The organism is Natronococcus sp. A-GB1, assembly GCF_029688845.1.
Classification (GTDB): domain Archaea; phylum Halobacteriota; class Halobacteria; order Halobacteriales; family Natrialbaceae; genus Natronococcus.
Genome location: NZ_JARUKW010000004.1, coordinates 234,345 through 248,009, shown reverse-complemented (window position 1 = coordinate 248,009; position 13,665 = coordinate 234,345). Strand labels below are relative to the sequence as shown.

13 protein-coding genes are annotated in these 13,665 nt (G+C 62.5%); 10 read left to right on the top strand and 3 right to left on the bottom strand.

Annotated elements, in window-relative coordinates; all coding sequences use genetic code 11:
- The 4 genes from QA600_RS06970 to QA600_RS06955 form a co-directional block, all read left to right on the top strand.
- On the top strand, positions 1-775 hold a 775-nt coding region (locus QA600_RS06970; protein ID WP_278291229.1), incomplete at its 5' end, for an inorganic phosphate transporter.
- Positions 776-813: 38 nt separating this feature from the next.
- Positions 814-1,242 carry a universal stress protein gene (locus QA600_RS06965; protein ID WP_278291228.1) on the top strand — a complete coding sequence of 143 codons (429 nt, stop codon included), beginning with the start codon at positions 814-816 and terminating at the stop codon, positions 1,240-1,242.
- A gap of 428 nt (positions 1,243-1,670) precedes the next feature.
- Positions 1,671-2,573: an RIO1 family regulatory kinase/ATPase gene (locus QA600_RS06960; protein ID WP_278291227.1), complete on the top strand. Its 903-nt coding sequence runs from the start codon at positions 1,671-1,673 to the stop codon at positions 2,571-2,573.
- A 188-nt stretch (positions 2,574-2,761) separates the two neighbouring features.
- Positions 2,762-3,295: a hypothetical protein gene (locus QA600_RS06955; protein ID WP_278291226.1), complete on the top strand. Its 534-nt coding sequence runs from the start codon at positions 2,762-2,764 to the stop codon at positions 3,293-3,295.
- Between the two features lie 234 nt (positions 3,296-3,529).
- Here the strand turns inward: QA600_RS06955 and QA600_RS06950 are convergent, their stop codons facing one another.
- A complete protein-coding gene (locus QA600_RS06950; protein ID WP_278291225.1) occupies positions 3,530-4,297 on the bottom strand; it encodes an IclR family transcriptional regulator in 768 nt (255 codons plus the stop codon).
- A 273-nt stretch (positions 4,298-4,570) separates the two neighbouring features.
- Here QA600_RS06950 and QA600_RS06945 point away from each other — a divergent pair, with 273 nt between their 5' ends.
- The 6 genes from QA600_RS06945 (at position 4,571) to QA600_RS06920 (ending at position 10,886) form a co-directional block, all read left to right on the top strand.
- Positions 4,571-5,908 carry an extracellular solute-binding protein gene (locus tag QA600_RS06945; protein WP_278291224.1) on the top strand — a complete coding sequence of 446 codons (1,338 nt, stop codon included), beginning with the start codon at positions 4,571-4,573 and terminating at the stop codon, positions 5,906-5,908.
- Between the two features lie 15 nt (positions 5,909-5,923).
- A complete protein-coding gene (locus tag QA600_RS06940) occupies positions 5,924-6,928 on the top strand; it encodes a sugar ABC transporter permease (protein ID WP_278291223.1) in 1,005 nt (334 codons plus the stop codon).
- Positions 6,928-7,764: a carbohydrate ABC transporter permease gene (locus QA600_RS06935; RefSeq protein ID WP_278291222.1), complete on the top strand. Its 837-nt coding sequence runs from the start codon at positions 6,928-6,930 to the stop codon at positions 7,762-7,764. Before QA600_RS06940 ends, QA600_RS06935 begins: the two co-directional genes overlap by 1 nt.
- 21 nt (positions 7,765-7,785) lie before the next feature.
- The gene (locus QA600_RS06930) at positions 7,786-8,904 is read left to right on the top strand and encodes an ABC transporter ATP-binding protein (protein ID WP_278291221.1); all 1,119 of its coding nucleotides are present in this window, start codon (positions 7,786-7,788) and stop codon (positions 8,902-8,904) included.
- Position 8,905: 1 nt separating this feature from the next.
- Positions 8,906-10,054, top strand: a complete 1,149-nt coding sequence (dgoD, locus tag QA600_RS06925; protein ID WP_278291220.1) for a galactonate dehydratase — start codon at positions 8,906-8,908, stop codon at positions 10,052-10,054.
- Positions 10,055-10,136: 82 nt separating this feature from the next.
- Positions 10,137-10,886 carry a sugar phosphate isomerase/epimerase gene (locus QA600_RS06920; RefSeq protein ID WP_278291219.1) on the top strand — a complete coding sequence of 250 codons (750 nt, stop codon included), beginning with the start codon at positions 10,137-10,139 and terminating at the stop codon, positions 10,884-10,886.
- 57 nt (positions 10,887-10,943) lie between these two features.
- Here the strand turns inward: QA600_RS06920 and QA600_RS06915 are convergent, their stop codons facing one another.
- Together QA600_RS06915 and QA600_RS06910 are read right to left on the bottom strand one after the other, a co-directional pair.
- Positions 10,944-11,513 (bottom strand): hypothetical protein, encoded by a 570-nt coding sequence (locus QA600_RS06915; protein ID WP_278291218.1) that lies wholly within the window; start codon positions 11,511-11,513, stop codon positions 10,944-10,946.
- A gap of 118 nt (positions 11,514-11,631) precedes the next feature.
- Entirely contained in the window at positions 11,632-13,656 is a 2,025-nt protein-coding gene (locus tag QA600_RS06910) for a beta-galactosidase (protein WP_278291217.1), read from the bottom strand.
- Positions 13,657-13,665: the final 9 nt, after the last annotated feature.

Below are 13,665 nucleotides of genomic sequence, written 5' to 3'. Positions count from 1 at the left end.
CGTAACACCAATCATTGGGTTCTGGATTGGCGGTGTTATTGGACGATACATCTATCCGGAAGTCAACCGACGAGTACAGATTGAAAAATCAGATGGCCCATTGCTAACTCTTGAACGAGACGGAAAAATTCCGAAGCCCACGTTCGGCCCAAACACGACGTGGTCTGAAATCGGTAGCACGGCAGTTGTCCTCGTCATTGGTTGTTACATGGCATTTAGTGCCGGGGCGAGTAACGTGCCGAACGCCGCTGCACCGCTGGTGGGCGAAGCAGGGTTGGAAGCGAATATAGCGATTGTCATCGCCACGCTTGCTATCGGAGTCGGTGGGTTCACCATCGCCCGCCGGACGATGGACTCTGTCGGGGGCGAACTGAGTGACATCCCGCTACTCGCAGCGCTGTTCGTCATGGTTACGGCATCGACGATCACAACGCTTCTCTCGTGGATTGGGATTCCAATCAGCCTCGTGATGGCAACGGTGATGACGATTGTCGGCATTGGGTGGGGTCGCGCAACTCGACCGATTACCTTCCGTGAGGCCGTTACTCAAGACACGAAAGAGAGCGAGGTTGTCCCAGGTGCAATCACCGCCGACGAGATGGAAGGCAAACCAGCCGCACCGATTGGTGAAGAAGAACCGGAAGAGGTACTCAAAGCGGGTGACCTCTTCAATCCACGTGCCGTGATGAAATATATCTCGATGTGGATTATCGGCCCCTCGGTCTCGACACTTCTGGCCTACGGATTCTTCATTCTCGTTCCGGGAGTCGCCTGACATTGGGAGTTAGGTAGCTGGAAAACGTCTTTTGGGATATGGGCTCACAAATTCTTGTTCCGATGGATGACTCCGACCACGCTAGTCAAGCCCTCGAATATGCGCTCGACAATTATCCAGAGGCCGAAATCACCGTCTTACACGTTGTTGGTGTGCCATCAATGATGATGGGTGAGGCGACGGCCCTCGCTCTTGAAGATGATATCAGTGGGGCTGCTGCCAAACGCGCTGAGCCGGTTTTCGAACGCGCTCACGAGACCGCCGACGAGCGTGATCGAGAGATTAACACAATCGTTGGTATCGGCCATCCTGCCCGGAATATCCTTGACCGCGCTGAGGACTACGATACGATTGTGCTCGGTGCTCACGGCGCAGACTGGAACCGCGCAGCACACCGGTTTCTTATTGGAAACGTAACTGAAACTGTGTCTAAACGTGCACCAGTTCCCGTAATCATTGTCCGCTGACCAATGCATGTCAACTATCGTGATGTAGAGAACGACGATTCATGGACACTGACAGTAGAGAATACAGTCGATATTGAAGACTTTGACCACCGTCCCCATCCTAACTGGTTATAAAATCTTTATAGAGGGGTGACCTGCCCCTCGAAACACTCCTCTGAATACACCAAATAATCGATATTTCTCTTGCAAACTGTGGGGAGATAGTCTGAAAACCGGTATCTTATGTTTCAACTGTGTTTTCGGTGAGTTCATTTGTAGGTTTCCAAATGCCGAATCTCTGGATTGCGCCGACGGGTAGATTTCGTATCGTCCTCAGCGGTTTACAGTCGGGGCCCTCCGTCTTTTCGTCGTAGACGACGGCGCGTACGGATCGGCCCGCGTAGCCGTTGTCACGACGTTTTTACGTGCCGAACGGGTAGCTTCGAGACATGGTGCGGAACGTCGCCGAGTTACTGCCGGAGCTCGAGGAAGAGGACTTCTATCTCCTCTCGGGCGTGGAGCAGGGAATGCGCTTCTCGGAGTGGGTCCAGCGGGAAAAGATCCCGAAGTTCGCCAATCTGACCGAGGAAGAGGTCGACTACCGCCTCGAGCGCTGTCTCAAACGCGGGCTCGTCGAGAAGAAGACGATCCAGTACGAGGGGTACACCCTCCAGTTCGAGGGGTACGACGCGCTCGCGCTGCGGGCGCTCGTCGAACGGGAGACGATAGGCGAGTTCGGCTCGCCGCTGGGTGTCGGCAAGGAGAGCGACGTCTACGAGGTCCGCTCCTACAAGCCCCTGGCGCTGAAGTACCACCGCGAGGGGTATACGAACTTCCGGGAGGTCCACAAGGAGCGCGATTACACCTCGGACAAGGACCACGTCTCCTGGATGTACACCGCGCGCAAGGCGGCCGAGCGCGAACACGACATTCTCGAGGAGCTCTACCCGGACGTCGCCGTTCCCCGGCCGATCGATCAGAACCGCCACGCCATCGTCATGGAGAAGATGGACGGCGTCGAACTCTCCCGGACGAGACTCGAGCCCGATCAGGTGCTCGGTGTGCTCGATCTGCTCGTCACCGAGATCGCGGGCGCGTACGAGGCGGGGTACGTTCACGCCGACATGAGCGAGTACAACGTCTTCGTCAACGAGGAGGGCGTGAAGGTGTTCGACTGGCCGCAAGCGGTGCCCACCGACCACGCCAACGCCGACGAGTTCCTGGAACGCGACCTCGAGAACGTGCTCGGCTACTTCCGGCGGAAGTATCCCCAGTACGTTCCCGACGACCTCGAGAGCGACGAGTTGGCAGCCTCGATCGCCGATGGATCCTTCGAGTCGGTCCGCGAGTAGCGGTTCTTTCGTCCCGGACGCCGTCGATCTCGAGAAGCGGTCAGCGTCCGTCTCGCGGAAGTATAAATTTCATGTAGTTATACAAAACCGTCACCGGTTCCGGTTTCCGCCGGTTCCCTCCGGCCGAGAGATAGTCACGGTACGAGGGCAATGAGAGGATTATTCTGGCAGAACCCCCTACTCCCTCTATGGTAGAGAATAGCACACAACCGATCGACGGCGTCGGTCGCTGGGGCGGCGGCTTCACCGGCGGTCTGGCCGGCGGTATCGCGATGGGAGTGCTCCTCCATCTCGGAGGGAACCAGATCGAACTGCTCGGTGGCCTCGCACCGATTCCGGCTGCGGACGTCGGTGCGGGCTGGACGATTCACCTGATACTCAGCGTCCTGTTCGGGCTGACGTTCGCGGCAGTCGTCACGAGACCAGCGATTCAGGACGTCGTCGGCAGCTTTCGGGAGTACCTCATCGCCGGGATCGTCTTCGGGACGGTGCTCGGCATCGTCGCTGGGGGACTGATCTTTCCGGCCGCGATGGCGCGGGCTGGGATCGGGACCTTCCCGCTGCCGTTCTTGCCCGTCCCCGGAATGGCAGCGGAGCTGTTCGCCGCGTTGCTGTTCGCGGTCGGTCACCTCGTCTACGGACTGGTCCTCGGCGCGGTGTTCGCGGCCGTCAACGGGATCGCTCCCGAGGCGATCCGGACTAAAACACCGACCTCCGAATAGCCTCGCTAAGCCCACCGACTCTCTCGTTCTCCACGTTCTCGAGTCTTCGGCGGTTTCGACGAACGCTCCGACGGCCTCCGAACTTGACCTGCCGCCGGCGCTAGGCGTCTGAGCCACTGTCGAAGATCACCCAAGCAGTTCGGGTGGCCGAACTCCGTGTCAGTGTGGTGAAATACCGTGAGAGGGCCCTTGCTGGTGACTCGGCTCGACCCAGCCGTTGTCTCGACTCGAGACTCAGCTCTCGACGTCGCTCGAGTCGAGTAGTTCGAGCTCGATCGCCTTCGCCGTGCTGACGACGAGGCCGGTGACGTCTTCTTCGAGACGTTTGCCACGCATTCGGTCGGCAGGACCCGAGACACTGATTGCTGCGATAGGTTCCGTGCCGACGACGATCGGGCTGGCGACACACTGCCAGTCGGGTGTCTGTTCGCCCCGATCGAACGCGATCCGCTGGTCGCGAATTGATCGAAGTTCACTTCGCAATGTTTCTGGGTCGGTGACGGTTCGATCTGTGATTGCTGACAGGCCGTGGTTCTCGACGTACATATCGACTGCGTCATACTCGCGAAAGGCGAGAATCGCTTTTCCGGCCGCCGAAGCGTGTAGCGCTACCTGTCCTCCCTCCGGAATCGGATGCTCACCGTTGCCTACTCGGTGGAGGTAGATACCGTGGTCTGCTTCGGGAATAACCAGATTGACCAGTTCGCCGGTTGTCCGGGCGAGCGTTCGAAGTTCAGCTTTGCTGGCAGCGTAAACCGGACTCTGTTCACGCATGGCTAACCCGAGTCGGAGGAACTCGTGAGTGAGTGTATACCCCTCCTCGGTGCGCCGAACGTAGCCGAGCGTGACGAGCGTATCGAGATGGTTGTGAACGGCGCTCTTCGAGCGGCCGAGCTCGGTTGCTAACTCGGTGACGCCGGCCCGATGTCGGTCGCGTAGCGCTTCGATGACCGAGAACGTCGTCGCGGTCGCCTGCACCGAAACCCCGTCGATGTCCCCCATCGTTTCGCTCTGAACTACGGTAATCCGGATACTAAACAGTTGTTCCCCATCGGTGAACAACATCCTCTGATCGGGGCGTCGAACGTGACTGTAGCTGCAGCTACCCGGCAACATACTCCGCCTCTCTCACCTCTGCGGTGTAGAATAGTATTTAAAATAGACCTGTTCTCTCACTAAAAACGCTTTCACAAGCTCTCTGTCGTCCGTTCTCTGGCGGCAAGTGGAAAAGGTTTAAGTTATAATCGTGACTGAGTGTGGATGGCGAGTGAGTATATGTCACAAAATACCATGTACGGACGGCTCGGAAGACGGCGGCTGATGACCGGTGCTGCAGCGCTTAGTGGCGCTGCGCTCGCGGGGTGTGTCGGAACCGGCGACCCTGATGACGATGACAGCGATGACACAGATAGCGACGAGATGGCCGACGAGATCGAAGCGTGGGGATGGGACGTCGCTGCCCGGTCGCTCGAGTTGACCGCCGAGGAGTACGAAGCTGAACACGATGCGACGATCAACGTCGAAGAACACGGTCAGGACGCGATGAAGGAAGATCTCCGAAGTCGGCTCACGGGCGGCTCCGGAGCACCCGACGTCGCCATGCTCGAGCTGATCGACGGCCCTGCTGAGATCGGTACGGGTGCAGTCCAGGATATTACCGACCGTGTGGACGAAGCCGGGATCGAGGCGGACTTCGTCGACGGTGCGTGGGCGTCGCTCGTCGAGGACGACTCGATCTACGCGCTGCCGTGGGACATCGGCCCGACCGCCGTCTTCTACCGGCGCGACATCTACGACGAGCACGGACTCGACGCCGACGAGATCGAGACGTGGGACGACTTCCAGGAGCAAGGCGAGCAGCTGCCCGACGACATCTACATGTTCAACATTCCGGAGAACGACCTTGATGGCGTCTGGCGCTACCAGTTCCGTCAGCTCGGCAACCAGCCCTTCACCGACGACGGCGAGGTAAACATCCACAACGACGACTCGGTGATGATCGCCGAGACGCTCAAGGAGCTGTACGACGCCGGCCTCGCCTCGACGTACGACGGCTGGTCGACCGAGTGGTTCAACGGCTACGGCGAGGGCGAGATCGCCTCGCTCCCGTCGGCCGCATGGATGGAAGGAACCCTTCGCGACGAGCTTCCGGATACGGCCGGAAACTGGGGCGTCTACCGCATCCCCGCCCACGAAGAGGGCGGCCCGCGCGCGTCGAACTGGGGCGGGTCGAGCCTGATGATCCCCAGTCAGATCGAAAGCGCCGAGCAGAACCGCGCCTTCGACTACGTCAAGTGGTCGCTTGCGACCGACGAGATGCAGCTCCTCATGTACGACGAGTACGGGCTGTTCCCCGCGCTCGAGACCACCTACGATCACGACGACGTCTTCGACGAGGAACTTGACTTCTACGACGGTCAGGCCGCGCGCCGACTCTTCGCCGACGTCGCCGAGGAGATGCCCGAGTACGAGTACTCCGTTGACACGCCGTATGTCTCGGACGCGATCAACAACGAGTTCCTCCGAATGCTCCGCGACGACGAGGATCCAGAAGAGACCGTGATAGCCGCAGCCGAGTACGTCGCCGACCGAACGGATCGGGACCTCGCCTGAGCGACTCTTTCCTTTATGTCTACGAAACACACTTCGGACGGCTACCATCGGCTCTGGGACCGGTTTCGCTCGTTCCGGCGCGAGCTCACCGAGCGGACCCCCTCGCTTACCAGATCGCAGGTCGCGTACCTGCTGATCTCGCCGTTCTTCGTCCTGTTTGGGCTGTTCCTGCTGTTCCCAATCGTCTACACGATCTACCTCTCGTTCTTCGAGTACCAGGGGGTCGGCGACGGACGACTGTTCTACGTCGATCTCGGGCCGATTTTCTTCGAGGTACCCCGAATCGCCGAACTCCAGTTCGTCGGTTTCGGCAACTACACGAGCATGCTCGCCGACGGCCTGTTCTGGCAGTCGATGTTCAACACGACGTACATCCTGGCAATTCAGGTGCCGATTATGATCGGGCTGGCGCTGGCGCTCGCGCTCGCCTTGAACGCCGGCTTCGTCCGATTCAAGGGCGTCTTTCGGACAGCGATCGCGCTGCCGGTGTCGGCGAACATCGTCGCGTACTCGACGATCTTTCTGATCCTGTTCAACGAGACCGGGTTCATCAACTACCTGCTCTCGGTGGTCGGCGTCCAGCCGATCGAGTGGATGCGAAGCGAGTTCTGGGCCCGAAAGACGATCGTCGGTGCCGTCACCTGGCGCTGGACGGGCTACAACATGATCATCCTGCTGGCGGGGTTACAGACGATCCCGCAGCAGCTCTACGAAGCCGCCGAAATCGACGGCGCGAGCCGCTGGGAGAAGTTCCGGTACGTGACGCTCCCTCAGCTCAAACCCGTTCTCCTGTTCGTCGTCGTGCTCTCGACGATCGGGACGTTCAAACTGTTCGCCGAGCCGTACGTCATCACCGGCGGCGGTCCGACGAACGCGACGATCACCATCGTTCAGTACATCTACGAGGAGGCGTTCGTCGGCAGTCCAAACCTCGGCTACGCGAGCGCGCTCACCGTCGTCTTCGTGGCGATCGTCAGCGTCATCTCGATCGTCCAGATCAAGATCGGAGGTGACGACTGATGCGCGAACAGCGACGCAAGGACGCCGTCTGGAAGTTCCTCACCTACTCGTTCATCCTCGTGATGACGGTCGCGATGATGGTGCCGCTGTACTGGATGATCGTCGCCGCGACGCTGCCTCAGGAGGAGTTCATCCAGTTCCCGCCGCGACTGTACCCGGGAACGCACTTCTTCGAGAACTTCGCGGTCTTGCACGCGGAAACCGAGTTCGTCGTCTCGATCTGGAACAGCGTCTTCATCGCCGTCGTCTACACCGTCCTGTCGGTGCTGCTGTGCTCGATGGCGGGCTTTGCCTTCGCGAAGTACGAGTTCCGGTTCAAGGAGCCGATCTTCTACCTGATCCTTGCGACGCTCGTCCTGCCGATCCAGCTGCTGGTCATCCCGCTGTTCCTGATGATGTCCCAGATCGGCTGGATGGACACGTTCCGCGCGATCATCCTCCCGTGGCTCGCGAACCCGATCGGGATCTTCCTGATGCGCCAGAACATGCGCTCGATCCCCGACGCGTTGCTCGAGTCCGCGCGGATGGACGGCGCGACGGAGTTCCAGATCTTCTACCGGATCGCGCTGCCGGCGATGCGATCCTCGCTCGCCGCACTCGCGATCATCCTCTTTCTGTTCCAGTGGGATCTCTTTCTCTACCCGCTGGTCATCCTCGAGTCGTCCGCCAACTACACGATCCCGGTTGCGCTGTCCGGCCTCGAGGAGAGTCGACGAATCAACTACGACCAGATCATGGTCGCGAGCTCGCTCGCGATCATCCCGCTGGCGATCCTGTTTCTGGTGCTCCAGAAACAGTTCGTCAGCGGCATCCTGGCGGGATCGCTCAAAGAGTAACATGAACGCACAACGATTCCAATGGCACGCATAGATATTACGGATCTCGTAAAGGTGTACGACTCCGGCGACGAATCGATCGTCGCCGTCGAGGATCTCGACCTCGGCGTCAAGGACGGGGAGTTCCTCGTTCTCGTCGGCCCCTCGGGCTGTGGAAAGTCGACGACGCTTCGCTGCATCGCGGGGCTTGAAGACGTCACCGAAGGCTCGATCCACTTCGGTGACCGCGAGGTAACCGACCTCCGGGGCAGCGAGCGCGACGTCGCGATGGTGTTCCAGAACTACGCGCTGTACCCGCATATGACCGTCCGACAGAACATCGGCTTCGGGCTGAAGCTCTCGTCGTCGCTCCCTTCAGCCGAGATCGCAGAGCGGGTCGAATCCGTCGCCGAGATGCTCGGCATCACTCCCCTGCTCGACGATAAGCCGAAGGAGCTCTCTGGCGGTCAGCAACAGCGAGTCGCGCTCGGGCGGGCGATCGTCCGCGAGCCGGCAGTGTTCTTGATGGACGAACCGCTCTCGAACTTAGACGCGAAGCTGCGCGCGGAGATGCGAACCGAACTGCAGGAGCTTCAGCACGACCTCGACGTGACGACGGTGTACGTCACCCACGACCAGACTGAGGCGATGGCGATGGGCGACCGAATCGCCGTGATGAACGACGGGATTCTCCAGCAGGTCGGTCCGCCGGAGGACGTCTATCGAAGTCCGGCTAACGAGTTCGTCGCGACGTTCATCGGCTCGCCGAGCATCAACCTGCTCACCGCCGAGGTCGACGGGACGACGCTCTCCGGTCCAGCTGGGTTCACCTACGAGCTTTCGAATCCGGAACCGGTCGAGGGGCGCTCGCGCGTTCGCGTCGGCGTCCGGCCGGAAGACATCACGCTCGTCAAGGGCGGGTCGAACCGGGCGACGGTGTCTGTCGTCGAACCGATGGGCAACGAGAACTTCTGTTATATGGAGCTCGGCGAGCACGAACTGACGGCTCGAATCGATCCAACCCTTCGCCCGCAGGCGGGCGAGGAGGTCGCGTTCGCGTTCGACGAGAGCGCACTCTACCTCTTCGACGTCGACACTGGCGAGGCGCTGAAGACGAAAACCGACGCGGTTGCCGCCGGTATCGGTACGGAGGCACGATAGTATGCGAATCACTGACTACGAACTGTTCGAGGTCCCGCCCCGCTGGCTATTCTTGAAGGTAACGACGAGCGACGGCACCGTCGGTTGGGGCGAGCCGGTCGTCGAAGGCCGAGCGAAAACCGTCAGAACGGCGGTCGAAGAGCTGATGGACAACTACCTGCTTGGCGAGGATCCGAGCGCGATCGAAGATCACTGGCAGGCGATGTACCGCGGCGGCTTCTACCGTGGCGGCCCTGTCCTCATGTCCGCGATCGCGGGCGTCGATCAGGCGCTATGGGACATCAAGGGGAAACGCTTCGGCGCGCCGGTGTACGAACTGCTCGGCGGGAAGGCCCGCAACCGCGTGCGGGTCTACCAGTGGATCGGCGGCGACCGCCCGCGCGACGTCGGCGGCGCCGCCCGCGAGAAGGTCGAGGAAGGGTTTAGCGCGCTCAAGATGAACGCCACACCCGAGATCCGACCCGTCGACAACCCGCGGGCCGTCGAGGAGGCCGTCGACCGCATCGCCGCCGTTCGCGAGGCCGTTGGCAGCGAGGTCGACATCGGCGTCGACTTCCATGGCCGGGTCTCGAAGCCGATGGTTCGCCGGTTGGCCCGCGCTCTCGAGCCGTACGATCCGATGTTCATCGAAGAACCGGTGCTGCCCGAGCACAACGACGCACTGGCCGATATCCGGGCGTCGACGACGATCCCGATCGCAACGGGAGAGCGGATGTACTCGCGGTGGGATTTCAAGGAGATCTTCGAGTCGAACGCCGTCGACGTGATCCAGCCCGATCTCTCGCATGCGGGCGGGATCACGGAGGTCAAGAAGATCGCGGCAATGGCCGAGTCCTACGACGTCTCCGTGGCACCTCACTGCCCCCTGGGTCCGATCGCGCTCGCCTCGTGTATCCAGGTCGACGCCTGCTCGCCGAACACCCTGATCCAAGAACAGAGCCTGGACATCCACTACAATGAGACCAGTGACGTTCTCGACTACCTCGCCGATCCGTCGGTCTTCGAGTACCGCGACGGCTACGTCGACCTCCCCGACGGGCCGGGACTCGGCATCGAGATCGACGAAGACCACGTCCGCGAGCAGACCGGAGGCGTCGACTGGCACAACCCCGTCTGGCGTCACGACGACGGCAGCGTCGCCGAGTGGTAGTCGACCGAGAGTCCGTCGCCGAGAGCGGCGTTGCGGTTCCGACATCGGTAGTTCATTACTCCGGCGGCGTGTGGGCAGACGTATGCCAAAAACCGCGATCAACCTCTATAGCGTTCGTGATCTCGACAACTCCCTGAGCGAAGTACTCGAGCGCGTCGCCGACGTGGGCTACGACGGCGTCCAGTTCGCCGGCGAGTACTCGCCGCTGTACGATGACCCCGACGCGCTCGCAGAAACGCTCGACGCGCGGAGACTCGAGGCGACACCGCCACACGTCGACATCGAGACGCTCGAGAACGATCGCGACGCCGTCCGAGAGGCCTACGCGCCGCTCGGAATCGACGGCGTCGTCGTCCCGTGGCTCGATCCCGAACGGTTCGAATCCGCGACGGCCGTCGACGAGACCGCCGCGCGCCTCGACGCGCTGGCGGCTGATCTCGCGGAGGACGGCTGGGAGCTGTTCTATCACAACCACGACCACGAGTACGCGGATCTCGACGAGGGGGCGGCGTTCGAGCGCTTCCTTGAGTCGACCGACGTCGGACTCGAACTCGACGTCGGCTGGGCGCTCGCCGCCGGCGACGACCCCGCCGAGCGCCTTCGGAAACTCGAGGGACGAGTCCGGACGGTCCATCTGAAGGACATGGATCTTGGCGGGACGGAACCAGCATTTGCCGAACTCGGCGAGGGCGACGTCGACGTGCAGGCCTGCGTCGAGGCCGCCGCAGACGCCGGTGCCGAGTGGCTCGTCTACGAGCATGACGATCCCGACGATCCCGCCGCGTCGCTCGCACACGGCGCGGCGTTCCTGAGGGATCGTCCGTCGCAGTAGGAGCAGCGCTCTCGGGAAACCGCGAGAGCATCCAGCCGTTCGCGGCGGTCGAGGACGTCACTCGGATGTCGACCTTCCCGTCGCGGACGGTGGGAGCCGTTCGAACGCCGAAAGCACCGACGGGACGCGACGGACGCGATCGCCGTCGCACGCCACGTGTTCGTTCCAGGGTTGCGAGACCAGTACCTGGATCTGCTCGGAAGAGAGGTGCCGCGAGAGGGTCGGATCGTCGTCGATAAAGACGTCGTACGCCAGTTCCGGCTTCGGTCGAGTATCGATCGCGACGAACTCGTCGTAGGGAAGCCCGGCCGTAGCCAGCCATCGTTGCATCGACTCCTCGACGCCAGTCCGTGCGGTCACGATATCCACGCGGAGATCGGTCGCCGTCATCAGCGACGGGAGCCTCGCCGGGAGGTCCTCGACGCTGTACTGTATCTTCGACGGGTTGGTTCGCCAGCCACGGTTGACGATCGAATCGAACGTCTCGAACCCGACCACCGTCGGGACCCACCTCCAGCTATCGACGTCGGACTTCGCGTAGGCCGTCCCACGCTGGGCGTTGTACCGATCGAGAAAGTAGCCCATCGAGTCGGCGAGGACGCCCTCCAGATCGAGCGCGATCTTCATAGCGGTCGGTCGAAACGAGCTGCCGGTCGGATTAGTATGTTCCTGCACGGCGATCGGGGCCGACACTGACGATGGGGCTGGCCGCACTCTCCGGAACGAGCGGTATCGGGACGATCGACTACCGCGAATCGAGCCGCTCGACTGAGAGGCCGTCGACGATCCGTCCGTCCGCGACCGCGACGTCGTAGGCGTCGACCGTTCTCTCGCCGACCAGCCACTCGACGTCCTCGTCGGGCTCGATCGCGAACCGATCGCTCGAGAAGTTCGTCACCCACGTGTAGTCGCCGCGCTCGCCGACCCGGAGCCCCTCGGGGAGTCGATCGCAGGACGGAACGCCGGCACGTTCGAGCAGCGGGGCGACGAGCGCGTCGGCCAGGTCGGCGCCCGGCCAGACGCCACAGTAGACGACCCTGCCCTCGCGGACGCCGTTCTCGACGGCCGCCGTTCGGCCCGCCTCGATCCCGTCGGTGTCGTACTCGAACAGCGGGGTCGCGGCGTCGGCCTCGAGCCACTCGGACCAGGTGCGGAACGCGTAGGTCTCGTCGCCGTCGACGCGGCACACGCGGGTCTCGACTTGCGAGGGCAGGGACTCGTGCTGGTCGACGGTCGCACCGACGAGGTCCGCGAGCGGTCCCGGCTGCGGAGCGGGCCGAAGCTTGTTGTACTCGTCTTTGACGCCCGTCCGCGGGCCGAACAGGAGCTCGCCGCCCGTCTCGACGTAGTCCGTCAGTCGCTTTGCGAGCCCGTCGGTGACCAAGTGCAGCGCCGGCGCGACGACGGCGTCGTACCCGGAGAGCGCGGTCGTCGGGTGGACGACGTCGACCTGTACCCCTCGAGCCCGGCACGCCCCGTAGAAGGCGTCGAGCAGGCTCCAGTAGTCGAAGTCAGGTGCATGCGGCTGTTCGTCGAGCGCCCAGAGGTTGTCGTAGTCGAACAGCAGGGCGACTGAGGCGTCGACGTGGTCTGCCTCGCCAACGTCCGCCAGTTCGGCGGCGGCCCGGATCGCGTCCTCGTAGCCCCGATCCGGCGAGCCGTCCTGCTTCCGGAGGCCGGCGTGGTACTGTTCCTGGCCCTCGAGACAGCGCCGCCAGCGGAAGTAAAGCACCGCGTCGGCGCCGTGGGCGCTCGCGTGGTGGGCCCACAGGCGCATCGCTCCCTCACCGGGCTGGGGGCAGTGGGGTGGCCAGTTGACGTCCCCGGGTTGTTGTTCCATCACCCAGAACGGTCTGTCGAGGGCGCTCCGGTAGAGGTCGTGGTCCATCCCGAGCTGGTCGGGGTCACCCGCCCGCAGCTGGTCGGGGGTCGGCTCGCCTTCGAGACGGTCCTGGACGAACCCCGTCGGATAGGAGTCCCACGAAACCAGATCGAGGTCCTCGCTGACGGCGTAGGCGTCGAGGGTGGGAAACCGGCCCATGAAGTTGTGCGTGACGAACCAATCGGGGTTGGCCTCCCTGAGCAGGTCGACCTGCAGTCGGTTGTAGTCGACGACCGAATCGCTCGAAAAGCGGGCGTAGTCGAGCAGCCGTGAGGGGTGGTGTTCGGCGGCCGTCGGTCCCGGCGGGTCAACTGCCTCGAAGGAGGCGTAGCGCTGACTCCAGAAGGTGTTCCCCCAGGCCTCGTTGAGTGCCTCGATCGAGCCGTACGTCTCGGCGAGCCACTCGCGGAAGGCGTCGGCGCAGTCGTCGCAGTAGCACCGAACGGTGCGGTGACAGCCGAACTCGTTGTCGGTCTGCCAGCCTGCGACGTGAGGATCGTCGGCGTAGCGCTCGGCGAGTTTCGAGACGATCCGGTCGGTCTCCTCGCGGTAGGCCGCCGAGTTGAAACAGTAGTGTCGACGGCTGCCGTGTTCTCGGACGGTGCCGTCGGGCTCCGCCTGGAGGATCTCGGGTCGCTCGTCGACGAGCCACTTCGGTGGCGTCGCCGTCGGCGTACAGAGCACCGCCTGCATCCCGTACTCGCCGATCAGGTCGACGGCCTCGTCGAGCCACTCGAACTCGAACTCGCCGCGTTCGGGTTCGAGCACGGCCCACGAGAACTCCGCCATGCGGACGTACTCGAGGCCGGCCTCGGCCATCTGTGCAACGTCGGTTTTCCACCGCTCGCGGGGCCAGTGCTCCGGAAAGTAACAGACTCCGATACGCATATGCGCAGG

Excerpts from the sequence above, each read along its gene's own strand:
- QA600_RS06930 (WP_278291221.1), top strand. The coding sequence starts at position 7,786 with ATGGCACGCATAGATATTACGGATCTCGTAAAGGTGTACGACTCCGGC.
- QA600_RS06915 (WP_278291218.1), bottom strand. The coding sequence starts at position 11,513 with ATGAAGATCGCGCTCGATCTGGAGGGCGTCCTCGCCGACTCGATGGGC.
- QA600_RS06955 (WP_278291226.1), top strand. The coding sequence starts at position 2,762 with ATGGTAGAGAATAGCACACAACCGATCGACGGCGTCGGTCGCTGGGGC.
- QA600_RS06950 (WP_278291225.1), bottom strand. The coding sequence starts at position 4,297 with ATGGGGGACATCGACGGGGTTTCGGTGCAGGCGACCGCGACGACGTTC.
- QA600_RS06965 (WP_278291228.1), top strand. The coding sequence starts at position 814 with ATGGGCTCACAAATTCTTGTTCCGATGGATGACTCCGACCACGCTAGT.
- QA600_RS06960 (WP_278291227.1), top strand. The coding sequence starts at position 1,671 with ATGGTGCGGAACGTCGCCGAGTTACTGCCGGAGCTCGAGGAAGAGGAC.
- QA600_RS06910 (WP_278291217.1), bottom strand. The coding sequence starts at position 13,656 with ATGCGTATCGGAGTCTGTTACTTTCCGGAGCACTGGCCCCGCGAGCGG.
- QA600_RS06940 (WP_278291223.1), top strand. The coding sequence starts at position 5,924 with ATGTCTACGAAACACACTTCGGACGGCTACCATCGGCTCTGGGACCGG.
- QA600_RS06920 (WP_278291219.1), top strand. The coding sequence starts at position 10,137 with ATGCCAAAAACCGCGATCAACCTCTATAGCGTTCGTGATCTCGACAAC.
- QA600_RS06935 (WP_278291222.1), top strand. The coding sequence starts at position 6,928 with ATGCGCGAACAGCGACGCAAGGACGCCGTCTGGAAGTTCCTCACCTAC.
- dgoD (WP_278291220.1), top strand. The coding sequence starts at position 8,906 with ATGCGAATCACTGACTACGAACTGTTCGAGGTCCCGCCCCGCTGGCTA.
- QA600_RS06945 (WP_278291224.1), top strand. The coding sequence starts at position 4,571 with ATGTCACAAAATACCATGTACGGACGGCTCGGAAGACGGCGGCTGATG.